At 55.2% G+C, this 23,167-nt stretch carries 23 protein-coding genes and 1 pseudogene; 20 read left to right on the forward strand and 4 right to left on the reverse strand.

The window, feature by feature from the left end; translation table 11 throughout:
• Positions 1-73 precede the first annotated feature (73 nt).
• Together ABLV66_RS20095 and ABLV66_RS20100 are read left to right on the forward strand one after the other, a co-directional pair.
• Positions 74-511 (forward strand): STM2901 family protein, encoded by a 438-nt coding sequence (locus tag ABLV66_RS20095; RefSeq protein ID WP_032712692.1) that lies wholly within the window; start codon positions 74-76, stop codon positions 509-511.
• 2 nt (positions 512-513) lie between these two features.
• Complete coding sequence (locus ABLV66_RS20100) at positions 514-828, forward strand: DUF1493 family protein (RefSeq protein WP_032712691.1); 315 nt, start codon at positions 514-516, stop codon at positions 826-828.
• A gap of 108 nt (positions 829-936) precedes the next feature.
• Here ABLV66_RS20100 and ABLV66_RS20105 read toward each other — a convergent pair whose 3' ends face one another.
• Positions 937-1,575, reverse strand: coding sequence for an ECs1377 family protein (locus ABLV66_RS20105; protein WP_047046043.1), 639 nt, complete (start codon positions 1,573-1,575; stop codon positions 937-939).
• Positions 1,576-1,855: 280 nt separating this feature from the next.
• On the opposite strand from ABLV66_RS20105, the pseudogene ABLV66_RS20110 reads away from it, so the two are divergent.
• Both ABLV66_RS20110 and ABLV66_RS20115 read left to right on the forward strand, forming a co-directional pair.
• Positions 1,856-2,303: pseudogene (locus tag ABLV66_RS20110) on the forward strand (STM2901 family protein).
• Entirely contained in the window at positions 2,297-2,647 is a 351-nt protein-coding gene (locus ABLV66_RS20115; protein WP_047078690.1) for a DUF1493 family protein, read from the forward strand. Before ABLV66_RS20110 ends, ABLV66_RS20115 begins: the two are co-directional and overlap by 7 nt.
• A gap of 165 nt (positions 2,648-2,812) precedes the next feature.
• On the opposite strand, the gene ampC-Kaer is transcribed toward ABLV66_RS20115, so the two are convergent.
• Positions 2,813-3,958: an AmpC-Kaer family extended-spectrum class C beta-lactamase gene (ampC-Kaer, locus tag ABLV66_RS20120; protein ID WP_320482333.1), complete on the reverse strand. Its 1,146-nt coding sequence runs from the start codon at positions 3,956-3,958 to the stop codon at positions 2,813-2,815.
• 142 nt (positions 3,959-4,100) lie between these two features.
• Here ampC-Kaer and ampR point away from each other — a divergent pair, with 142 nt between their 5' ends.
• From ampR to csiR, 12 genes are all read left to right on the forward strand, one after another.
• Positions 4,101-4,991, forward strand: a complete 891-nt coding sequence (gene ampR / locus ABLV66_RS20125; RefSeq protein ID WP_045391061.1) for a LysR family transcriptional regulator AmpR — start codon at positions 4,101-4,103, stop codon at positions 4,989-4,991.
• Between the two features lie 445 nt (positions 4,992-5,436).
• Positions 5,437-5,964, forward strand: coding sequence for a fimbrial protein (locus ABLV66_RS20130; RefSeq protein ID WP_045391064.1), 528 nt, complete (start codon positions 5,437-5,439; stop codon positions 5,962-5,964).
• A gap of 69 nt (positions 5,965-6,033) precedes the next feature.
• Positions 6,034-6,717 (forward strand): fimbrial biogenesis chaperone, encoded by a 684-nt coding sequence (locus ABLV66_RS20135; RefSeq protein ID WP_045391067.1) that lies wholly within the window; start codon positions 6,034-6,036, stop codon positions 6,715-6,717.
• Positions 6,718-6,807: 90 nt separating this feature from the next.
• A complete protein-coding gene (locus tag ABLV66_RS20140; RefSeq protein WP_049059518.1) occupies positions 6,808-9,333 on the forward strand; it encodes a fimbria/pilus outer membrane usher protein in 2,526 nt (841 codons plus the stop codon).
• Between the two features lie 19 nt (positions 9,334-9,352).
• Entirely contained in the window at positions 9,353-10,387 is a 1,035-nt protein-coding gene (locus ABLV66_RS20145; protein WP_047042450.1) for a fimbrial protein, read from the forward strand.
• 9 nt (positions 10,388-10,396) lie between these two features.
• Positions 10,397-11,101 carry an EAL domain-containing protein gene (locus ABLV66_RS20150; protein WP_047046057.1) on the forward strand — a complete coding sequence of 235 codons (705 nt, stop codon included), beginning with the start codon at positions 10,397-10,399 and terminating at the stop codon, positions 11,099-11,101.
• Positions 11,102-11,362: 261 nt separating this feature from the next.
• Positions 11,363-12,340 (forward strand): glutarate dioxygenase GlaH, encoded by a 978-nt coding sequence (gene glaH, locus ABLV66_RS20155; RefSeq protein ID WP_047078694.1) that lies wholly within the window; start codon positions 11,363-11,365, stop codon positions 12,338-12,340.
• 27 nt (positions 12,341-12,367) lie between these two features.
• On the forward strand, positions 12,368-13,636 hold the full coding sequence (gene lhgD, locus ABLV66_RS20160) for an L-2-hydroxyglutarate dehydrogenase (RefSeq protein WP_348876152.1): 1,269 nt from the start codon (positions 12,368-12,370) through the stop codon (positions 13,634-13,636).
• 22 nt (positions 13,637-13,658) lie between these two features.
• Positions 13,659-15,107, forward strand: coding sequence for an NADP-dependent succinate-semialdehyde dehydrogenase (gene gabD / locus ABLV66_RS20165; protein WP_103825620.1), 1,449 nt, complete (start codon positions 13,659-13,661; stop codon positions 15,105-15,107).
• A 14-nt stretch (positions 15,108-15,121) separates the two neighbouring features.
• A complete protein-coding gene (gene gabT / locus ABLV66_RS20170) occupies positions 15,122-16,405 on the forward strand; it encodes a 4-aminobutyrate--2-oxoglutarate transaminase (protein WP_045391082.1) in 1,284 nt (427 codons plus the stop codon).
• Positions 16,406-16,518: 113 nt separating this feature from the next.
• Positions 16,519-17,919: a GABA permease gene (gabP, locus tag ABLV66_RS20175; protein ID WP_045391085.1), complete on the forward strand. Its 1,401-nt coding sequence runs from the start codon at positions 16,519-16,521 to the stop codon at positions 17,917-17,919.
• Between the two features lie 45 nt (positions 17,920-17,964).
• Positions 17,965-18,657 carry a DNA-binding transcriptional regulator CsiR gene (gene csiR, locus ABLV66_RS20180; RefSeq protein WP_047067979.1) on the forward strand — a complete coding sequence of 231 codons (693 nt, stop codon included), beginning with the start codon at positions 17,965-17,967 and terminating at the stop codon, positions 18,655-18,657.
• A gap of 1 nt (position 18,658) precedes the next feature.
• Here csiR and ABLV66_RS20185 read toward each other — a convergent pair whose 3' ends face one another.
• Together ABLV66_RS20185 and ABLV66_RS20190 are read right to left on the reverse strand one after the other, a co-directional pair.
• Positions 18,659-19,027, reverse strand: coding sequence for a hypothetical protein (locus ABLV66_RS20185; RefSeq protein ID WP_047046065.1), 369 nt, complete (start codon positions 19,025-19,027; stop codon positions 18,659-18,661).
• Positions 19,028-19,136: 109 nt separating this feature from the next.
• Positions 19,137-20,030 carry a LysR substrate-binding domain-containing protein gene (locus ABLV66_RS20190; protein WP_047046068.1) on the reverse strand — a complete coding sequence of 298 codons (894 nt, stop codon included), beginning with the start codon at positions 20,028-20,030 and terminating at the stop codon, positions 19,137-19,139.
• A 150-nt stretch (positions 20,031-20,180) separates the two neighbouring features.
• Here ABLV66_RS20190 and ABLV66_RS20195 point away from each other — a divergent pair, with 150 nt between their 5' ends.
• The 4 genes from ABLV66_RS20195 to ABLV66_RS20210 all read left to right on the forward strand — a co-directional run bounded on the left by ABLV66_RS20195 (position 20,181) and on the right by ABLV66_RS20210 (position 22,852).
• The gene (locus tag ABLV66_RS20195; protein WP_348876153.1) at positions 20,181-21,191 is read left to right on the forward strand and encodes an aldo/keto reductase; all 1,011 of its coding nucleotides are present in this window, start codon (positions 20,181-20,183) and stop codon (positions 21,189-21,191) included.
• Between the two features lie 44 nt (positions 21,192-21,235).
• A complete protein-coding gene (locus ABLV66_RS20200) occupies positions 21,236-22,033 on the forward strand; it encodes an SDR family NAD(P)-dependent oxidoreductase (RefSeq protein WP_047046073.1) in 798 nt (265 codons plus the stop codon).
• Positions 22,034-22,065: 32 nt separating this feature from the next.
• The gene (locus ABLV66_RS20205; RefSeq protein WP_045391102.1) at positions 22,066-22,482 is read left to right on the forward strand and encodes an SRPBCC family protein; all 417 of its coding nucleotides are present in this window, start codon (positions 22,066-22,068) and stop codon (positions 22,480-22,482) included.
• A 157-nt stretch (positions 22,483-22,639) separates the two neighbouring features.
• Positions 22,640-22,852, forward strand: coding sequence for a YdgH/BhsA/McbA family protein (locus ABLV66_RS20210; protein WP_045391105.1), 213 nt, complete (start codon positions 22,640-22,642; stop codon positions 22,850-22,852).
• The last annotated feature ends 315 nt before the right edge of the window (positions 22,853-23,167 follow it).

Raw genomic sequence — 23,167 nt, forward strand, 5'->3', positions numbered from 1 at the left:
TTAGGATTAATCACGCAAGCATCTATTAACTGTTTCTAATATCATCGAATGGCTAATGTTTATGGGGGGTAGGATGGATACTACAGAACAGGTAAACGGATATTATTTTGATGGGAAGTCAAATTTAAGCGAAAGCGAACTGTTATTTTGGTTACTCATGGATGAGAGTTATAAACAGTTTGGTGATTTGCTGGATTACTTTGCGTGGGGCTCAATGATTCTTAGTCTGCCTTTAGTCCCTGTACGAGGTAAGATTGATTACCGCCGTGCAACCAAAGGCACAAGTCCTCTATCTCTTGTTTTCCGTAAGGTGTTCACAGGCTCTTTTGAAACACGTAAAAAGACACTTACCATTAAGTCGATACTCCGCAAGGATTGGGCATACACTACCAGTATTGGCGGCTACATTGGACGTTGGGTACCGTGGATTGGTGTTGTGGTCACTGTTTATGATATTGGTGTCATTACTACTAATGTTGTTCACCGTTATCGATTAATTACGGGGAAATAGGCATGGATATTGATGCTACTGTTCACGGACTGATCGAAAAGCACTTTTGGAAGATGGACAATGATACATCACTGAGTGATGGTGATCATGTAGTACTTCCAGAGGATATGGACTCATTTCTAAATGACTACTCTGAATCATTGAATGTAGATATCCAAAGTTTTAACTTTCGTCGCTATTTTCCCAATACTGGTATTTGGTTTCTTCCAAACGCCATTCTTCCTGAATACCTCAAAACAGACCACCACAAACCAGAACCATTGACGGTACAAATGTTTATTGAAAGTGCTAAAGCCGGGCGCTGGCTCTATGACTGATCGTCCGTGTTAAAGGTTTTGGCATAAAGGCAAGAGCCTTTATTAGTTTTTTCATGGGGATATCCTCATGGAGCTTATGAAGACATTACTAACATCGGTGTGTATTAATCAACGGGAGCAGGTCCCCACCTGATACGCCGCTATCATTCGCGTCGTTCTGGTCAGGCTATCCGCCACCTCCACTTCCGCAGTCGTAATCGCCATTCCCGCAGAACGCAGCGCCGAAATATCCGCGGCGATACGCTGGATACCAAACCAGAACAGCCCATCCAGCGCATTGACCTGCAGGCCACTTTCCAGCGCCAAACGTAACCGCTCGCGCGGCGCCTTTATCTCTTTTGCCAGCTGCTGATAGGGCGCGGCGGAAACCGCATCCGGCCCGCTGCGAATAATCCGGCTCACAAAGCGATAACGAAACTCATCCGGAACGGCGCTGAGATCGGCTTTCAGGCTGTAAACGCAGCCGCGCTTCTTACCATTAATCACCACGTTCTTTTGATTCAGCGCCAGCGCATGGCGTAAGCGATCCACCAGCTGCGGGGCGCGAATAAGCAATAAACGAAACGGCAGTTCGAAGCTGGTGGCGTAGTCGACATTCAGCAATGCAGTACGCAAACGCGTTTCACTGTTCGCCTTTTCCTGCTGACATTCAGCAATAACTTCCGCCCACTGGCGGGTAATACGTGGGGATTCGTTGCGCTCGATGAACTGAAATTTTTCAATCTGATAGTCAATACGTCCAGCCATTGCCGTTCCCTGTGGTTCACCATCTCGCTGATAGTTTTCAGCAGATTGCGTCTATTCGCAAGTAGCAGTTCGCTTTAAATCATCATGTGCTAACTTCACCAGGGAATATTAGCTGAACAAATAAAAATAGATGAGAAAAGAAATTTTTATTAATTGATTAAATGATTTAACAGAACATTTAATAAGAGCTATTTTTCAGAAAACGTTTATATCAACAGTTATTGTTTCCAATAAACCAGGCAGCTACATTGCGTAAAAATAGCATTACTGGGATATAAAAATGGACACAACAGAACAAATTAATGGAACATATTATTACAATGGCAAGTCAAACCTCTCGTCCCATGAACTTCTTTTTTGGGTTTTTCTCGATACTGCAGCCATTCATTTTGGAGTAGATGACATCATGACCATTGCGTTAATCATGCTTGGTCAACCTATAAAAAATACCCGGACAAAACCAGGCGGAGCGACTAAAGGGACGAGCATTTTGAGCCATGAGTTACGGAAGGTTTTACACAATGACTTAAAAGTCAGGCTCCCGACGTTAACCAACCAATCCATCCGTAATCTTAGATGGAGCTATGTCACCAATCTGGGAGCATTCGTTGGACGCTGGATACCCATCCTCGGGATTATTTACCTGACAGGGGATGTAATTTATGTATCAATAAAAGCAACCACTAGATACAACGCCATTGCCAGAGGTGACGATTAAATTATGGTAGATCAAGACAATATCGCAGCAGCCGTTCTGGCATGGTATGAAACGCAATGGAACAAGCCGACACTTACCGGCAAAAAGCAGCAGGTGAATGCGGATTTATCACTCAATACGGGCGATTATCCCTGGGCCAGAGAAAGTGGCGATGACATCATGCAATCGTATTTCCGTCAGTTTAATGTAAAGCAAGATGCATTTGATTTATTTAATTATTGGCCTCCCGAACAGGGTTTCCTCCCTAATTTCCTATTACCGAAATCCAAACGCATTTCTCCGCGCACACCGGAGCCGTTAACACTCGCGATGCTCATTGCGTCAGCACAGGCTGGGAGATGGCTGTATCGTTAGTTGTTTGAAAATAAAGAGGCCCTCCCCCGGATAGCGGCGCGCTGCGCCTTATCCGGGCTACCGGTTAGTGCCAACTTGTAGCCCCGGTAAGCGTAAGCGCGACCGGGGTTTTTCTCAGTTAGCGCCAACCTTGGCCCCGCTAAGCACAGCGCAGCGCAAACGTCCTTACTGCAGCGCCTCAAGAATATGATACGCCGCCTTCACCCGCTCCGGGTTGGGGTAGCTTTTATTCGCCAGCATCACGATGCCGAGATCCTGTTGCGGGATAAAGGCCACGTAGCTGCCGAATCCGCCGGTGGAGCCGGTCTTATGTACCCAGGAGGCCTTCACCGGCGGCGCGGGCGGATTGACCGCCGTTACCGGCGTCGCGGCGAGCGCCACCTTATTATCGCTGCCGTTAATTACTACCTCGGCCGACACCGGCCAGTTCAGCATCTCCCAGCCAAGTCCCTGATACATCCCCCCGGCACGCCAGTAGCGCGACTGTGCCAGCTGGATCCCCTGCCGCAGGTTTTTATCCTGCACCGTCTCGCGGTTCATATTCGCCAGCACCCAGTGCGCCATATCCTCAATGCTCGACTTCACGCCGTAAGCCTCAGCGTCCAGCTGCCCCGGCGAAACGTGTACCGCTTTACCGTCGCGATAACCCCAGGCGTAATCCTTGCTCTGGGCGGACGGTACGTTAATCCAGGTGTGGCTCAGTTTTAACGGCTGCAATACCCGCTGGCTCATCGCCTGTTCAAAGCTCATGCCGGAAGGTTTTACCGCCAGCGCGCCGAACAGGCCAATGCTGGTATTGGCGTACTGCCGCTTACTCCCTGGCGCCCACTGCGGTTGCCAGTTCTGATAGTAACGCAGTAATGCCGCTTCATCCGTCACCTCGTCCGGAACCTGCAGCGGCAGACCGCCTGCGGTATAGGTGGCGAGATGCAACAGCGAAATCCCCTGCCACTGCTGGCCGGTGAGTTGCGGCCAGTACTTCTGCGCCGGATCGCTGAGCTTAATTTCACCGCGCGCCACCGCATCGCCGCCAAGCACGCCGGTGAAAGTCTTACTAACAGAGCCCAGCTCAAACAACGTCTGTCGCGTCACCGGACGCTGCCCGGCGACATCGGCCTGGCCCCAGGTGAAATAGTAGGGTTTGCCGTGATAGATCACCGCCACCGCCATCCCCGGTATCGCCTGTTCTTTCATTAACGGGGTGATGGTCTGATTGACCAGTTCGCGCAGCTGCTCCGCCGTTTGCGGCGCGGCAAACGTCGAAAATGAGGCGCCCAGCAGCAGTACGCCTGTAAGGGATTTTTTCATCATGAAGTATTTTTCCATTATCGGTTCTCGCTCAATATCCACTCTCGTCCGGGCCCTTCAGACGCGCTCAGTGTCGGTGTTTTGCACAGCGCTGACAAACTGTTAAATTTAGCAGCAGGCTTTAGTTTTTCTAACGGATAATGTTATGACACGCAGCTATCTTCCTCTCAATTCACTGCGGGCGTTTGAAGCGGCCGCCCGGCATCTCAGTTTTACCCGCGCGGCGATTGAGCTCAACGTCACCCACTCCGCCATCAGCCAGCACGTGAAGACGCTGGAGGAACACCTTAACTGCCAGCTGTTCGTTCGCGTGTCGCGCGGCCTCAAGCTCACCACCGAAGGCGAAGGCCTGTTACCGGTACTCAATGAGTCGTTTGAAAGGATAGCCGGGATGCTCGACCGCTTTACCGGTCACCAGGCGCAGGAGAAGCTCAAGATCGGCGTAGTCGGCACTTTCGCTACGGGCCTGCTGTTCCCGTTGCTGCCAGCCTTCTGGCGCGAGTGTCCGCATATCGATTTGCAGATCTCCACCCATAATAATCGCGTCGATCCCGCCGCCGAGGGGTTGGATTATGTGATTCGCTTCGGCGGCGGCGCCTGGCACGATACCGCCGCGCAGTATCTGTGCGCCGCCCCGCTCTCCGCGCTGTGCGCTCCGTCGTTAGCTGCCCGGCTAAATACACCGAAGGATATTTTGCAGTTCACGCTGCTCCGCTCTTATCGCCGCGACGAATGGTCGGCGTGGATGCAGGCAGCGGGAGAACTTCCGCCTTCGCCAACCCATCGGGTTATTGTCTTCGACTCATCAGTGACCATGCTGGAGGCGGCGCAGGCAGGCTTAGGCGTAGCTATCGCCCCGGTAAAAATGTTCAGCCATCTGCTGGAAGAAAAACGCATTGTGCAGCCGTTTAAGATTCATATCGATCTCGGCAACTATTGGCTGACACGTTTGCAATCACGCACGGAAACGCCCGCGATGCTGCATTTTTCCCGCTGGCTGGCGGAGGCCTTAAAAGGGGTTAATTCGGCGGAGTAATCCGCCATCAGAAGGCGCTCCCGAAGGAAACAGGAAATATTTGGAAATAACGCTTACACATTATGCATAGCGCTGGATAAATCAGCGTTTTTAATTTGCCCTGGCTTGCGCAGAAACGTTTACCCCCCTGAGAAACAAAAACAATAAAACAGTTTAAAAACAACACCTTAATTATTTACCTTTCCCCATAGCATCCTCCCCAGCGCCCGCTGGCTATAAAATTATTATCGTTGCCGTTATCAGATAAGTCCGATCAAGTGCATCGTTTATGTCTATTAATTTCCTGTAATTAAGTCACCGAAGCAATCAAACCGCGAAAACTGTTGCTGTATATTTCATCGCGATCAACACGCCAACATAGGTTATCTGGATACCCATCTGCACGGTATTCGCTTGCCGTGTTTGATTACCACAATGGTTATCCCCTTAAGTACATGGAGTTAAAATGAATAAGAAATTACTGCCTGTTGTAGCACTGATCCTGTCCGCGTCCGCCACCAGTGCTTACGCAGTTAACGGCAAGGTCAACTTTACCGGTGAAATCATCCAGTCAACCTGTACTGTGACTTCTTCCGACCAGAACAAAGACGTTTTCATCGGTAAATACCCGACTACCGCGTTCAACGCTGTTGGCGATGTTACCGCTTCTAAAGCGTTCACCATCAACCTGGAAAAATGTGAAGCCGGTGATTACTCCCTGCGCTTCGACGGTGCGACCGTTGCCGGTAACCCGAACCTGCTGTCCGTTGATAACGCTGGCGGCGTAGGTATCGAAATCCTGACCAACGACGAAAAAATCGTCCCAATCAACCAGAGCGCAGACGACAATTCCCCGTGGGTTAACGTTGCAGCGTCTGACGACAACAGCGGCACCGCGGTATTCAACCTGAAAGCTCGCTACAAATCCTTCCTGAAGGATGTGACTGCTGGTTCTGCTAACGCAAACGCCACCTTCACCATCGAATACAAATAATACGGATAATCCCGTTTTAGGGTAGACGTTTTGGCCATGGATGGCTGGTAACATTATTTGGAACGTGAAATGAAAAAGTTATTAACCGCTTTATTGTTATTTGTCTCGCTGGATACTTTTGCGGGTATTCAGGTCGATCAGACTCGGGTTATTTATAACGGCGGGGAAAAATCTGCGGCGTTATCCATTCACAATGATACCGATGAAACATGGATGGTTCAGACCTGGCTTGATACCGGTGACGCCACCGCAACGCCAACTAATTTACCGATGCAGGCTATTCCGCCAATTTTAAAACTGGCGGGAAATAAAGACGCTATTTTGCGCTTTGTTTATTCCGGCAGCGGACTACCAACCGACCGCGAATCCGTGTACTGGATCAACGTGCAGGAAATTCCGCCTTCGGCGAAGCAAGAAAACGTGCTGCAAATTGCGATCCGCACCCGCGTGAAGTTGTTCTATCGCCCTACCACGCTGAAAACCACCTTGCAAAAGGAAGCGCAGGCCCTGACCTGGCGCAAGCAAGGTAATGAGCTGGTCGTGACTAACAAAGGTCCGCTGCACGTGACTTTCGGCGTACTGACGCTAAAGAGCGGCGCGAAGACCTGGAAAGTGAATGCTGACATGGTTAATCCCATGGACTCTCTGAACATCAAATTGCCAGCCGGCGCGGCGGCAGCGGATCAGATGTCATTCACTTTTATCAATGATTTTGGCGGACATACGGAAATTAAAGATATCCGCATTCAGTAAGAGAGCAATACAATGGCTAGCCATAACAAAATAAGGACGATCCCTGGATGTCTGGCGCAGCATGTTCGCTTTGCTGTTTACGCCTCGACAATGTCATTACTGGCGACACCATTTGTCAATGCCGAAGAGCAATTCAATACCTCTTTCATCCGCGGGGCGAATAACGCCTCGCTGGTGCAAAACCTCTCTACCGGCGACGATATTTTACCAGGTAAATATGCCTTCGATATTTACCTGAATAAAAATCGCGTCGATCACCGGGAAATAGAATTTAAAAAAGATTCGCCTAACACCCCGGGCTATTTCTGTTTAGATGCCGACAGCTATCGTTCATACGGCGTTCTGGTGCCGGACACTGCCGGTAGCAGCGCCTGTTACGATCTGGTAAAAAATATTCCGGGCAGTAGCGTGAGCTGGAACGCCGCGCTGCAGGAGCTGAACATCTCCGTGCCGCAAACCGATCTCGAAGCGCGACCGCAGGGCGAGATTTCGCCGCTGGTCTATGACGACGGTATCAACGCCGGTTTCGTTAACTATGCCTTCAGCGGCAGTCATTCCCGTTTTGCCAGCGGTAGCGGCAAACAGGACAGCGACTACTACTTCCTGAGCCTCAATAACGGCCTAAACGTCGGCGCGTGGCGTTTTCGCAATACCTCTTCCCTGTCAAAACAGACCGGGCAAAAAGAGCAATGGAATCCGATTTCCACCTGGGCGGAAACCGACATCGCCTCCTGGCGTAGCCGTATTCAGATTGGCCAGAGCAACACCAATAATAACGTTTTCGACAGCTTCCAGTTCCGCGGCGCGCAGATTTCCAGCGTCCCGGAAATGCTGCCGGACAGCCGCCGCGGCTACGCGCCGGTCGTACGTGGCGTCGCCAACACCAACGCCCGCGTCGAAGTGCGCCAGAACGGCTACACCGTATACAGCACCGTGGTGCCGCCGGGGCCGTTCGCGCTGACCGATATTTCGCCAAGCACCCTCAGCGGCGACTTAGCCGTAACGGTTATCGAGGCGGATGGCTCACGCCATAGCTTCACACTCCCTTACTCCTCCGTGCCGAATATGCTGCGCGACGGGATCTGGGAGTATCAGGTGACGGCGGGTAAATATCACGACGGCACCAATAATTATCAGCCGCAATTTATCCAGGGTACCGTCGCACATGGCGCCGGCTCCGACTATACGCCATATGGCGGGATTATCATGGCCGAGCACTATCGCTCCGGCGTGGTCGGGCTGGGTAAAAACATGGGCGAATACGGGGCGGCCTCCGTTGACGCCTCATGGTCTGATACCGATCTGGCTTCCGGCGAGAACAAACGCGGCGCCAGCGTGCGCTTCCTCTATTCCAAATCGCTCAATACCCTCGGTACCGATGTGCAGATCGCCGGCTACCGTTATTCGACATCAGGCTTCTATGACTTCTCCGATGCGGTAGCTGAACGTAACAACTGGCAGAACGGTTTCTACCACACCCAGTATTACGATCAGAGCGACGATAAAACCGGTGCGCCGGATTGGGCGACGCAAAACCAGCGCCGTCGTTACTACGACTCGCAGCAATACAACAACAAACGCCAGCGCGTCGAGATGACGGTCAACCAGCACATCGCCGGCGCTTCGTTGTACGCGACCTTTATTCGTCAGAACTACTGGAACACCTCCGCTTACGACCGCACCATCCAGACCGGTTTCAACACCACCTGGAATCGCGTCAGCGTCGGCGTGTTTTACCAGAACAGCCGCAGTAACTACGGCTATAGCGACAACAGCGTTAACCTCAACGTCTCGGTGCCAATCAACATCTTTGGCCCGGACCACGAAAGCACGGTTAACTTTAACGCCTCTAACAGCAAGCAGAGCGGTAGCGGCTACAGCGCCGGGATGAGCGGTACGCTGCTTGATGACAACCGCATGAATTACTTCGTGCAGAGCGGCCACACCCAGCACGGCGGCGATACCAGCCTGGTCAACCTGGGTTATCTGGGCAGCATGGGTAACGTCGATCTGGGCTACAGCTACAACAACAACTATCAGCAGACTTCGCTGAACGTCTCCGGCGGCGTGGTCGCGCACTCCGGCGGCGTCACCCTGTCGCAGCCGCTGCAGAACACCTTCGTGGTGGTGAAAGCGAAAGGGGCGCAGGGCGTGCGTCTGGAAAACCAGCCTGGGGTAGCGATTGACCGCTTCGGCTACGCGGTGCTCACTTCTGCGATGCCGTATCGCCACAACCGCGTCGCGCTGCGTACTTCGGATATCGGCAACGGCCTGGAAATCCCGCTGGCGGCGAAAGATATCGTGCCGACCGAGCGCGCCATCGGCCGCGTGACCTTTGAAACGCATCTCGGCCAGAGCCTGCTTATCCACGCCAAACTGGCGGACGGCAGCGTGCCGGTGATTGGCGCCAACATCTTCGGCCAGAACGGCGAACATGTCGGCGTGGTCGGTACCCGCGGCGAAGCCTACGTTTCCGGCGTACAGAGCGGCGACCGTCTGCAGATGAAATGGGGCGACGATGCCGACGCCTCCTGCAGCCTGACGGTGCCAGAACTACCTGCTATTCAAGCCGATCAACCCGGTGGTTATCAGGTCGTCTCCCTGACCTGTAAATAACATGAAAGGACAATTAGTTATGTCGAAGTTTAACCTCTTATCCCGCACCGGGCTGACGCTGCTGGTTCTCTCAAGCGCGCTGTTCTCCACCAGCAGCTTCGCGCTGAGCTGTAAGAAGAACGGTACCGAAGTCAGCCAGATTATTACGTTGAACGATCAAATTAACGTTTCGACCGCTAACCTGAAGCCGGGAACCCTGCTGTGGCGTTCGCCGACGTTTACTTCGACGTTTACCTGTAAAGATACCGAGAACCATCCGGAAGGCGAAGATGCCTATCTGTACTGGGATCCGCTCGGCCGAATGCAGAGCATCCATAACTCTTTGGAGGTCGGGGTGACCTATCTGAGTTCGGATATTAAACCGGTGAAAGGTAGCCGTACCGACATCGGCCCTGGCACAGTCTGCGACCGCCGCAACGGGCGCTGCCGACCGCCAGCTATCTCGCAGACCTTCACGGTGACCTATTCGGTCTACATTAAGGCGACCGGTAACCCGCCGCCGTCCAACGGCACCATTAACGATACCAACACCTATGCTATCTTTCAGGTTGATGGCGTGGGCGGGCTGAATAATAAAGAAGGCAGTAACTTCCGAGCCTATGTGAACGGGCTTGGCAACATCCGCTTTATCGCCTGCAACCCGAAAATCACCGTCTCGGCGAACAATGGTTCAACGGTAAACTTCGGCAGCATCCCGGCGCGCAACGCGGTCGTCGGCGCCATTGAGAAACAGGTTCCGTTCAGCGTCCGCGCCGACCTGACCGGCGCCGGCCAGGATTGCCAGGGGCAGACCTTAATGGCCAGCTTCAGCACCCAGCAGCCGACCCAGGACACCAATACCATTCTGCCATCCAACGATAGCGGTTTTGGTATCCTGCTCTCGCGCGCCGATGCGCCGACGACCTGGCTTTCCATGAATACCCCGACGCAGTTGGGCATGATTAACGGCAGCGTGGTAGAAAGCAACTTCCTGGCCAGCCTGAAATGGCTAAGCGTTAAGCCAAAAATCGGCACCTTTAATGCGACGGCCAATATCGACGTTACCTTTAAATAGTGAAGCAAAATGCCGCTGACCAACACCGAACCGACCGGGTTACGCTATGTATTTCAGCCGATGTTCAACCGCGAAGGCAAAATGATCGCGGTTGAATGTTTGACCCGGTTTGCTCATCACGAGCCTGCTAGTCCGCAAGATATAGAACGGTTTTTCAGTGAGGCATCGGAATCACTGCGCGCCCGCATCCTGCTCGAACAGATTGAGCTGGTCAGGCAGCATCAGCAGTGGTTCCGCCACAACGAAGTCATGGTTACCCTCAACGTCGACGAGTCGACGCTGCATATGCTGCATGATGATTTTATCGCCGAGTGTGTGAAAACCATCGGCTGCCTGCATTTTGAGGTTAATGAATTTTCCAACACGCTGGTGAAACGCACCCCGACCATCGACGCCCTGACGGACAAATACTCCTTCTGGCTGGATGATTTTGGCGCCGGTTACGCCGGGTTCGCCGCCCTGACGGCGCAACCCTTTCGTTTTATCAAGACCGACAAGAACCTGTTATGGAGCCTGCTGGAAAAGAAAAACGGCCAGCAGTTGATGGACTCGCTGCTGCACTATTTTCAGGCGAACCAGTATCAGGTGATCGTCGAAGGTATTGAAACCGAAGCCCATCTTCAGTGGCTGGAAAACATGCCGTGGTTTGCCCTGCAGGGGCTCCTCTGGCGGGAACAAACCATTGAAGCCTTAGTGGCCAGCGTCGAAAAATAACCCCTCTTTTCCCCGGATATCCACTCCCCCGCTATCCGGGCTGTCCGTCCTCTCTTCAACTTATTCATTTTCTGGCGTTTTTCTTTTTCCACCTCGCCTGTCCTCGCCTTTCATATTGTTAACTTATTGTTGCTAGCGATCACAAAAATTAAACAATATGGTTATTTCATACGCATTTTTCAAAAATGTAGATATTTTTAATTTATGGCTACGAAATGAGCATCACCCCGACTCTCTGACTCTACCCGAGGAATGATTCTGATGAATGCACTGACCGCCGTAAAACCCCATGCTGATGATTTGGCCCACAGCTACACCGGTTTTTCCTTCGCTCCGTCCGCGCAATCGCCGCGTCTGCTGGAGCTAACGTTCACCGCCGAAACGACCGCGCAATTTCTTCAACAGGTCGCGCAGTGGCCGGTGCAGGCGCTGGAATATAAATCCTTCTTGCGCTTTCAGGTCGGCAAGATCCTCGACGATCTGTGCGGCAACCAGCTGCAGCCGCTGCTGATCAACACGCTGCTCAATCGCGCGGAGGGCGCGCTGCTGATCAACGGTATCGGCATTGACAACGTCTCTCAGGCCGATGAGATGGTCAAGCTGGCTACCGCCGTGGCGCATTTGATCGGCCGTTCCAACTTTGATGCCATGAGCGGCCAGTATTACGCCCGCTTCGTAGTGAAAAACGTCGATAACTCAGATAGCTACCTGCGCCAGCCGCACCGCGTGATGGAGCTGCACAATGACGGTACCTATGTCGAAGAAATTACCGACTACGTGCTGATGATGAAGATCGATGAGCAAAATATGCAGGGCGGCAATTCACTGCTGTTGCATCTCGATGACTGGGAACATCTCGACGAATTCTTCCGCGACCCGCTCGCCCGCCGTCCGATGCGCTGGGCCGCGCCGCCGAGCAAAAACGTCAGCAAAGATGTCTATCATCCGGTTTTCGACGTCGACCAGCAGGGCCGCCCGGTAATGCGCTATATCGACCAGTTTGTGCAGCCGAAAGATTTCGAAGAAGGCACCTGGCTGAGCCGCCTCTCCGACGCGCTGGAAACCAGTAAAAACATTCTTTCCGTGCCGGTGCCGGTGGGGAAATTCCTGTTGATAAACAACCTGTTCTGGCTGCACGGTCGCGACCGCTTTACGCCGCACCCCGATCTGCGTCGCGAACTGATGCGCCAGCGCGGCTACTTTGCGTATTCCACGAATCATTACCAGACTCATCAATAAGGGTTCTCAGGCGAAGGAATTGAGCGGATGTATGATTTCGTGATTATCGGCGGCGGCATTATCGGCATGTCGACCGCCATGCAGTTAATTGAGATTTACCCGGACGCCCGCATTGCCCTACTGGAAAAAGAGTCCGGTCCGGCCTGCCATCAAACTGGCCACAACAGCGGGGTGATCCACGCCGGCGTTTACTATACTCCCGGCAGCCTCAAGGCGCAGTTTTGCCTCGCCGGCAACCGCGCCACCAAAGCCTTTTGCGAGCAGAATGCGATTCGCTACAACGTCTGCGGCAAGATGCTGGTTGCCACCTCGCCGCTGGAAATGGAGCGGATGCGCGCGCTGTGGGATCGCACCGCCGCTAACGGCCTGCAGCGCGAGTGGCTTAGCGCCGGCGAGCTGCGCGAACGCGAGCCGAACATCAGCGGACTGGGCGGGATCTTCGTTCCTTCGAGCGGCATTGTCAGCTATCGCGACGTGGCGGCGGCAATGGCGAAGATCTTCGAATCTAAAGGCGGAACGATCGTCTACGACGCCGAAGTCAGCGCCCTGAAAGAACACGCCAGCGGTGTGGTAGTCCATACCCGTCAGGGCGGCGAATATGAGGCATCGACGCTGATTACCTGCTCCGGGCTGATGGCCGATCGGTTGGTGAAAATGATCGGCGTCGATCCCGGCTTTATCATCTGCCCGTTCCGCGGCGAATATTTCCAACTGGCGCCGCAGCACAACCAGATCGTTAATCATCTGATCTATCCGATCCCCGATCCGGCGATGCCGTTCCTCGGCGTCCACCTGACCCGCATGATTGACGGTAGCGTCACCGTCGGCCCTAACGCGGTGCTGGCGCTGAAGCGCGAAGGCTATCGTAAGCGCGATATCTCGCTGACCGATACCCTCGAGATCCTGACCTCGCCCGGCATTCGCCGGGTATTACAAAACAACCTGCGCTCCGGGCTTGGCGAAATGAAGAATTCGCTGTGCAGAAGCGGCTATCTGCGGCTGGTGCAGAAATACTGCCCCAGCCTGACATTGAGCGATTTACGCCCGTGGCCTGCCGGCGTGCGGGCACAGGCGGTATCGCCGCAGGGCAAGCTGATCGACGATTTCCTTTTTGTCACTACCGCGCGTTCCATCCACACCTGTAACGCGCCGTCGCCGGCGGCCACGTCGGCTATCCCGATCGGCGCGCACATCGTCAGCAAGGTGCAAACCCTGCTGGAAAGCCAGAGCAATCCCGGACGCACGCTGCGTGCGGCACGTAGCGTGGAGACACTACACGCCGCTTTTACTCGTTAACCCCTTTAGACAGGAAGCGATTATGCAACTTAAAGATGCAACTCTGTTTCGCCAGCAGGCGCTAATTGATGGCCAGTGGCGCGATGCGCAAAACGGCGATGTGATTGCGGTGACCAATCCCGCCAACGGCCAGCAGCTAGGTAGCGTGCCGAAAATGGGCGCCGACGAAACCCGCGAAGCCATTGAAGCCGCCAACCGCGCCCTGCCAGCCTGGCGTGCCCTGACCGCCAAAGAGCGCGCCACCCTTCTGCGCCGCTGGTTCGATCTCATGATGGAGAACCAGGACGATCTCGCCCGCCTGATGACCCTCGAACAGGGGAAACCGCTGGCGGAAGCCAAAGGCGAAATCAGCTACGCCGCCTCCTTTATTGAGTGGTTCGCCGAAGAAGGTAAGCGCATTTACGGCGATACCATTCCCGGTCATCAGGCCGACAAGCGCCTGATCGTCATTAAGCAGCCCATCGGCGTTACCGCCGCCATCACTCCGTGGAACTTCCCGGCGGCGATGATCACCCGTAAAGCGGGCCCGGCGCTGGCCGCCGGCTGCACGATGGTGCTGAAACCCGCCAGCCAGACGCCGTTTTCCGCGCTGGCGCTGGCCGAACTGGCGAATCGCGCCGGTATTCCCGCCGGGGTATTTAACGTGGTCACCGGTTCCGCCGGGGCCGTCGGCAACGAACTGACCAGCAACCCGCTGGTACGCAAGCTCTCCTTCACCGGCTCGACCGAAATTGGCCGCCAGCTGATGGAGCAGTGTGCGAAAGACATCAAAAAAGTGTCGTTAGAACTCGGCGGCAACGCGCCGTTTATCGTCTTTGACGATGCCGACCTTGATAAAGCCGTCGAAGGGGCGCTGGCGTCGAAGTTCCGCAACGCCGGGCAGACCTGCGTCTGCGCCAACCGTCTGTATGTACAGGACGGCGTCTATGACCGTTTCGCCGAGAAACTGCAGCAGGCGGTGGAAAGGCTGCGCATCGGCGACGGCCTGCAGGACGGGGTCACCACCGGCCCGCTGATCGATGATAAAGCGGTAGCTAAAGTCGAAGAACATATTGCCGACGCCCTTGCGAAAGGCGCGCGCATCGTCACCGGCGGTAAACCGCACGCGCTGGGCGGCAACTTCTTCCAGCCCACCATCCTGGTCAACGTCCCGAGCAGCGCCAAAGTGGCGAAAGAAGAGACCTTCGGCCCGCTGGCGCCGCTGTTCCGCTTTAAAGATGAAGCCGATGTGATTGCCCAGGCCAACGATACCGAATTCGGCCTCGCCGCCTATTTCTACGCCCGCGACCTGAGCCGCGTCTTCCGCGTCGGCGAAGCGCTGGAGTACGGCATCGTTGGTATCAATACCGGCATTATCTCCAACGAAGTCGCGCCGTTCGGCGGCATTAAAGCCTCCGGTCTGGGCCGTGAAGGTTCGAAGTACGGCATCGAAGATTATTTAGAAATCAAATATATGTGTATCGGCCTTTAACAGGAGAGCAGGACATGACCAGCAATAAAGCGTTAATGCAGCGCCGTAGCGACGCGGTGCCGCGCGGCGTCGGACAAATTCACCCTATCTTTGCCGACCGTGCGGAGAACTGCCGGGTATGGGACGTTGAAGGCCGTGAATATCTCGATTTCGCCGGCGGTATTGCGGTGCTGAACACCGGCCACCTGCACCCTGAGGTGATCGCCGCGGTGGAAGGCCAGCTGAAGAAGCTGACCCACACCTGCTTCCAGGTCCTGGCCTACGAGCCCTACCTGCAGCTGTGCGAAATGATGAACCAGAAAGTGCCCGGCGATTTCGCCAAGAAAACCCTGCTGGTGACCACCGGTTCGGAAGCGGTGGAAAACGCGGTCAAAATCGCCCGCGCGGCGACCGGGCGTAGCGGCACCATCGCCTTTACCGGCGCCTATCATGGCCGTACCCATTACACCCTGTCGTTAACCGGTAAAGTGAACCCTTACTCCGCGGGCATGGGATTAATGCCGGGCCATGTCTATCGCGCGCTCTACCCGTGCGCGCTGCACGGCATCAGCGATGATGACGCGATCGCCAGCATCCATCGCATCTTCAAAAATGACGCCGCGCCGGAAGATATCGCCGCTATCGTCATTGAACCTGTCCAGGGCGAAGGCGGTTTCTACGCCGCCTCCCCGGCCTTTATGCAGCGCCTGCGCGCGCTGTGTGATGAGCACGGCATCATGCTGATCGCCGATGAAGTCCAGAGCGGCGCGGGCCGTACCGGCACGCTGTTCGCGATGGAGCAGATGGGCGTGGCGCCGGATATCACCACCTTTGCCAAATCCATCGCCGGCGGCTTCCCGCTGGCGGGCGTCACCGGACGGGCGGAAGTCATGGACGCCATTGCGCCGGGCGGATTGGGCGGCACCTATGCCGGCAACCCGATTGCCTGCGCCGCCGCGCTGGCGGTACTCAAGGTTTTCGAACAGGAAAACCTGTTGGAAAAAGCCAACCAGCTCGGCGACAAGCTGCGTAAGGGCCTGCTCAATATCGCCGAAACGCATCCTGAAATCGGCGACGTCCGCGGCCTGGGAGCGATGATCGCCATTGAACTCTTTGAAGAGGGCGATCACCGCAAACCCAACGCCAAACTGACGGCGGATATTGTCGCCCGCGCGCGGGATAAAGGCCTGATCCTGCTCTCCTGCGGGCCGTACTACAACGTGCTGCGTATTCTGGTGCCGCTGACTATCGAAGATGCGCAGATCGCGCAGGGGCTGCAGATTATCGCCGACTGTTTTAACGAAGCTAAACAACGCTAACACTCCTGCACCGGATGGCGATGCTCGCGCGTCCCGTCCGGTTGCCTGTCGGCCGGATGGGGAGCAACCGCCATCCGGCAAACGGCGCCAAAAAACAATAAAAGGGGTTAATGATGGGGCAACTGTCGCAATCACATGATTTAGGGGGCGGGCTGAAATCACGCCACGTCACCATGTTATCTATTGCCGGCGTGATCGGCGCAAGTTTGTTTGTCGGTTCCAGCGTCGCCATTGCCGAAGCGGGCCCGGCGGTGCTGCTCTCCTACCTGTTCGCCGGGTTATTGGTGGTGATGATTATGCGTATGCTGGCCGAAATGGCCGTCGCCACCCCGGATACGGGCTCCTTTTCGACCTACGCCGACAAAGCGATCGGCCGCTGGGCGGGTTATACCATCGGCTGGCTGTACTGGTGGTTCTGGGTACTGGTTATCCCCCTGGAAGCCAATATCGCCGCCATTATTCTCAACTCATGGATCCCCGGCGTACCGGTATGGCTATTCTCGCTGGTCATCACCCTCGCCCTCACCGGCAGTAATCTGCTGAGCGTCAAGAACTACGGTGAATTCGAGTTCTGGCTGGCTATCTGTAAAGTTATCGCCATTCTGGCCTTTATCGTACTGGGCGCGGTGGCCATCACCGGCTTCTATCCGTATGCCGAAGTGAGCGGGATTTCGCGCCTGTGGGATCACGGCGGCTTTATGCCTAACGGCTTCGGCGCGGTGCTCAGCGCAATGCTCATTACTATGTTCTCGTTTATGGGCGCCGAGATCGTCACCATTGCCGCCGCCGAATCGGATACCCCGGATAAGCACATCGTTCGCGCCACGAATTCCGTAATCTGGCGCATCTCTATCTTCTATCTGTGCTCCATTTTCGTGGTCGTCTCGCTGATCCCGTGGAACATGCCGGGGCTGAAGAACGTCGGTTCATACCGTTCGGTACTGGAGTTACTGCATATCCCCTACGCCAAACTGATTATGGACGGCGTGATCCTGCTGTCGGTGACCAGTTGCCTGAACTCGGCGCTGTATACCGCTTCGCGAATGCTCTATTCCCTGAGCCGCCGCGGCGATGCGCCAGCCATAATGGGCAAAACCAACCGCAGTAAAACGCCGTATGTGGCAGTGCTGCTCTCCACCGGCGCGGCCTTCTTAACCGTGGTGGTGAACTACTATGCCCCGGCAAAGGTCTTTAAATTCCTCATCGATAGCTCCGGCGCCATCGCCCTGCTGGTCTATCTGGTCATCGCCGTATCTCAGTTGCGGATGCGCAAAATCCTGCTGGCGAAAGGCGGAGAAATTCGCCTTAAGATGTGGCTCTATCCGTGGCTCACCTGGCTGGTTATCGCCTTTATCACCTTCGTACTGGTGGTGATGCTGTTCCGCCCGGCGCAGCAGCTGGAGGTGATTTCCACCGGCGTGCTGGCGATCGCTATCATCTGCACGGTGCCGATTATGTCACGCTGGAAAAAGCTGCTATTGTGGCAAAAACTGCCGCTGCAAAATACGCGTTAACCCTGTTCCCGGCGCAAGCCGGGAAATGTATTCAGGAGCATGACTATGACCGCCATTCCCCAAGCGACGGCCATTGATGGATACCGCTGGTTGAAAAACGACATCATCCGCGGCGTTTATCAGCCTGATGAAAAACTGCGTATGAGCCTGCTGACGTCGCGCTATGAGCTTGGCGTCGGGCCGCTGCGGGAAGCGCTCTCGCAACTGGTGGCCGAGCGGCTGGTGACGGTGGTCAACCAAAAAGGCTATCGCGTCGCCTCGATGTCCGAGGCGGAACTCCTCGATATCTTCGATGCCCGCGCCAACATGGAAGCCATGCTGGTGCGCCTCGCCATTGAGCGCGGCGGCGATGAGTGGGAAGCCGAACTGCTGGCTCGCGCCCATCTGCTTAATAAGCTGGAATCCAGCGAAGCAAGCGAGCGCTTACTCGATGAATGGGATCAGCGCCATCAGGCGTTTCATACCGCCATCGTCGCTGGCTGTGGTTCGCAGTATTTACTGCAGATGCGCGAACGGCTGTTCGATCTGGCGGCGCGCTACCGCTTCATCTGGCTGCGCACCACCGTGCTGTCGGTAGAAATGCTGGAAGATAAACATGTCCAGCACCAGACGCTGCTGGAAGCCATTCTGGCGCGCGACGCCGAGCGAGCCAGCGCGCTTATGCGCGAGCACTTACTGACTCCCATCCCGATTATCCAACAGGCGATGGCCGGCAAACTGCAGGCGCAGCAATCCTGATTCAGGCCGCGGGCTTTTTATAATACGGCAGTTGCTTGACCGGATACTCGTAGTGTTCCTCCACCACGCAGCGGTCCGGCGTCGCCATTCCCGAATAGAAGAAAAAGTACTCCTGACTGTCCGGGAAAAAGACCAGATCGTCGCCGTTACGAAAGCTGGTCACCCGATAGGGAATATTATTTTTAGTGTGCGCCTGACGCATACCGGAAGCCACCTGGAAATGGTCGTCCCACTTCATGGTTGATAGCTGGTAATGGAAACGTGAGATAGTCACGTTTTTACGTAAAGAGCAGGACAATTTTACCGCTGTGCCGGCGAAAGCCGGAGAAAGGAAGAAGCTTAATAAACTGATAGATAATACAAATTTCATGAAGGTCTTATAATTTTAGGGTCAATTATTTAACGGTAACATGAATTGGCCGTTCAAACAGGGATCGCGGCGGATTTTCTTCCCACCGCGCCCGACTCCAGGAATATTCCTAATTATTCTCGCCGCGTAACACCTCGCGAAAGTGCATCACCAGCGGGCGCTGGTTAGCTTTGTGCCATACCGCCCACAGCTGGGTCGAATAGCTCATCCACGGAATTTCCCGCAGCACGACCCCCTCAGGGGCGTTATGCCGCAGGCTGTGCTGGATCAGCGCCACGCCCAGCCCCGCCGCCACCAGCCCCAGAGCCGTTAATGGCTCTCCGGCTTCCAGACGAATATCCGGATTAAAGCCCGCACGTACGCAGGCGGCGACGAACTCATCGCGTGAATGGGCATCGTCGTTATGGATAACCGCGATCCACTGCTGATCGGCCAGCTGCGCCGGCTGCAAGTTTTCCGCAGCGGCCAGCGGGTGATTCTGCGGTAATGCCAGCAGCATCCGGTCATCAAGCACCTGGGTGTACTCCAGATCCTGTTCGCCCGCCGAAGGCGGCATGTCTACCAGCGAGAAATCCAGGCTGCGCTGGCGCAGGCCCTCAATCTGCGTAGCGGGCGGCTGGCTATACAGCGCGATATGCACGTCCGGGCGCGACGTTCGCAGGGTGCGCAGCGCGGTAGAAAGCACGCCGGAGTGCATGGCGTTTTCGATATAACCGATACACAACCCGCCATCTTCGCCGCGCCCGAGTCGTTTACCTAATGATTCGAGACGATTGGCGTGGGTCAGCAACGAGCGCGTTTCGGCCAGAAACGTCTGCCCGTCCGCCGTCAGGCGAATACGCTGCTGGTTACGTTCAAACAACATCAGCCCAAGGCGCTCCTCCAGCTGGGCTATCTGGCGGCTGAGCGGCGACTGCGAAATATGTAAGCGTTCGGCGGCACGGCCAACGTGCTCCTCTTCCGCCACCACCACAAAATATTTCAACTGGCGTAAATCAATCATATGAGACCTCAAAGGACTTAAGTCAGACGAATTATGTCCTATCAAGTCATAACACCGCAAGGTATTGTGATCTCCGTCACAGGGCGACAGCACAAGTCGCTCGCAAAGAACCCTTCCCAAAACGGGAACCCTATATCGAGGACATCTTAGATGAGCATCAAACATATTCTGCCAGGCAACATCGGTTTAGGCGGCGCGCCGCTGGGCAACATGTTCCGTAACATCCCGGAAGACGAGGCGCACGCCACCGTCGCCTCCGCCTGGGATCTGGGCGTTCGTTACTTCGATACCGCGCCGCTGTACGGGTCCGGTCTTTCTGAAATCCGGATGGGCGAAGCGCTCTCACAGTACCCTCGCGACCAGTTCGTTCTGAGCAGCAAAGTCGGCCGCATCATGCTTGATGAAATGGAAGACCCGGCCGCGCGTGATTTCGGTGAGAAAGGCGGTCTTTTCGAATACGGCCTGAAAAACAAAATCCTCAACGATTACTCGGCCGACGCCACCCTGCGTTCTATTGAAGACAGTTTAAAACGGCTGAAAACCGACCATCTCGACATCGTATGGATCCACGATCCAGCGCAGGATTTCTACGGCGACAGCTGGCTGGAGCAGTTCAACATCGCCCGTACCGGCGCCTTCCGCGCGCTGACCCGCCTGCGTGAAGAAGGCGTCATTAAAGCATGGGGTCTGGGCGTGAACCGCGTCGAACCTTGCGAACTGACCTTAGCGCTCGACGAGCCGAAGCCGGATGCGTTCCTGCTGGCTGGCCGCTACTCGCTGCTGGACCACAAACGCGCCCTGCAGCGCCTGATGCCGGAAGCGCTGGAACAGAATGTCGATATCGTTGTCGGCGGCCCTTACAGCTCGGGCGTTCTCGCCGGCGGTGAACACTTCGAATACCAGAAAGCCTCTGCGGCGATCCACCAGCAGGTGGCGCAGATCAAGGCCGTTGCCGCTCGTCATCAGGTGGATGTGAAAGCCGCGGCGCTGCAGTTTGCCCTGGCTCACCCGGCGGTGGCCGCCGTGATCCCGGGCTCCAGCCGTCCGGGCCGTATGGCGGAAGATCTGGCCGCGCTGAAAGCAACCATCCCAGCCGCTTTCTGGGAAGAGATGCGCAGCCAGAATCTGGTGGCGGATAACGCGCCGCTGCCGATTCGTTAATTTTAGCGGGGCCGCAGGGCCCCTCTTAAAACAAGAGAGACACCATGAAACTGGATCTAACTCATAAAGTCGCCGTGGTGAGCGGCTCCACTTCCGGCATCGGGCTTGGCATCGCTAAAGGTCTTGCTCAGGCGGGCGCGACCGTGGTCATCGTCGGCCGTCAACGGCGCGGTGTTGATACCGCCATGGCGGCGATTAATGCCGAACTCCCGGATGCGCAACTGCGCGGGGTGGTCGCCGACCTCAGCACCGAGGAGGGCGTCAGCGCGCTGCTCGCCGCCGAGCCGCATGCTGATGTGGTGGTTAACAACCTCGGCATCTTTAACGATAAAGATTTCTTTAGCGTACCGGATAGCGAGTGGATGCACTTTTATAACGTCAACGTGCTTTCCGGCGTGCGGCTGTCGCGCCACTACGCCCGGGGGATGATCGACAACGGCTGGGGACGCATTATTTTCGTCTCCTCGGAATCCGGCGTCGCGATTCCTGCCGACATGATCAACTACGGCGTGACCAAAAGCGCCAACCTTGCGGTCTCCCACGGGCTGGCGAAACGTCTGGCCGGTACCGGCGTCACCGTTAACGCCATTCTGCCCGGCCCCACCTTCACCGAAGGTTTGCAGGAGATGCTGGCGGAGGCCGCCGCGCAGTCTGGCCGCAGCCCGCGTGAACAGGCTGATGAATTTGTGAAGATCGCGCGTCCAAGCTCGATTATCCAGCGGGCGGCGGACGTCGACGAAGTGGCGAACCTGGCGGTGTATCTCGCCTCGCCGCTCTCGTCGGCCACCACCGGCGCTGCGCTGCGCGTCGATGGCGGCGTCGTCGACACCCTGGCAATGTAATTCTAATCATCTGCAATAAAGAGAGAAATAAAATGGCTAATACCACTGTATCTATCGAAATCCCGGCTTCTGTCGACCAGGTCTGGCAACTGATGGGCGGCTTTGACTCGCTGCCCGACTGGCTGCCGTTCATCCCGAAAAGCGTAGTGAGCGAAGGAGGACGCGTGCGTACGCTGACCACTTCCGATGGCGGCACGGTCATTGAACGTCTGGAGGCGTTTGATAACCGCCAGCGCAGCTATAGCTACTCGATAATCCAGGCGCCGTTCCCGGTAGTGGATTACCTCTCCACGATCGCGGTAGTGGCAACTGCCGATAGCAATATCACCCGCGTTGAGTGGTCCGGCAGCTTCACGCCGGTTAACGTCAGCGACGCGGATGCCGAAGCGCTGTTCAGCGGTATTTATCGCGACGGCCTGCAGGCGTTGAAAAATAACTTTAGCGCCTGATTGTTGCTAGGAATGGCCAGGCCATTCCTTTTATGAACAAAAGAAGAAAAGTCTATTGCCCGTTGCCGTCTTTTTCAGACAACGGGCGGGGCCTATCCTTTACGCCATCACGTTGCAACGGGCAACGTTAACGAAACAACTTACCAGGATTATGAACATGAAAACCGTATCGACTCTTTTTTCCGCAGCCGCACTTTCACTTTTTGCCTTTACTGCTTCCGCGCATAGCGTCACTGCGACCGGTAATACGCTTGACTCCGCTGAAGCGGTGATTGCCAAAAAAGCGAAAGAGCTAAATGCGACTGATTATAAAATCACCAGTGCCCATATGGGGAATAAGGTGACGATGAGCGCGGAACTGTACAAGTAAAGTCGGGTCCCCTTCAGAGCCCCGGCGACTCAGCATTTTGAGTTGGCCGGGGGCTAAGAATTCTCACTCTCCCGCTTTCGATTGTTTCACCTGCAATTAACCCTACACCCTGCATTTCTCTCTGCTTTTACGCTCAACAACACATAATACTTCGGTAGTAATACTTTTCTCTGCCGCTTAAATAAGTCTCATAAAGAACATTAAAAAGCAGTTTTATTTTTAAACTGAGATTTGTCGACACTACTCAACTCATAGTCTACAATGATGATTGATAACCATTTATTGCAAATGTGAATGATTATCAGGCTTTCCAGT

Source organism: Klebsiella sp. CN_Kp073 (assembly GCF_040065495.2).
In the GTDB taxonomy this organism is placed as follows: domain Bacteria; phylum Pseudomonadota; class Gammaproteobacteria; order Enterobacterales; family Enterobacteriaceae; genus Klebsiella; species Klebsiella aerogenes.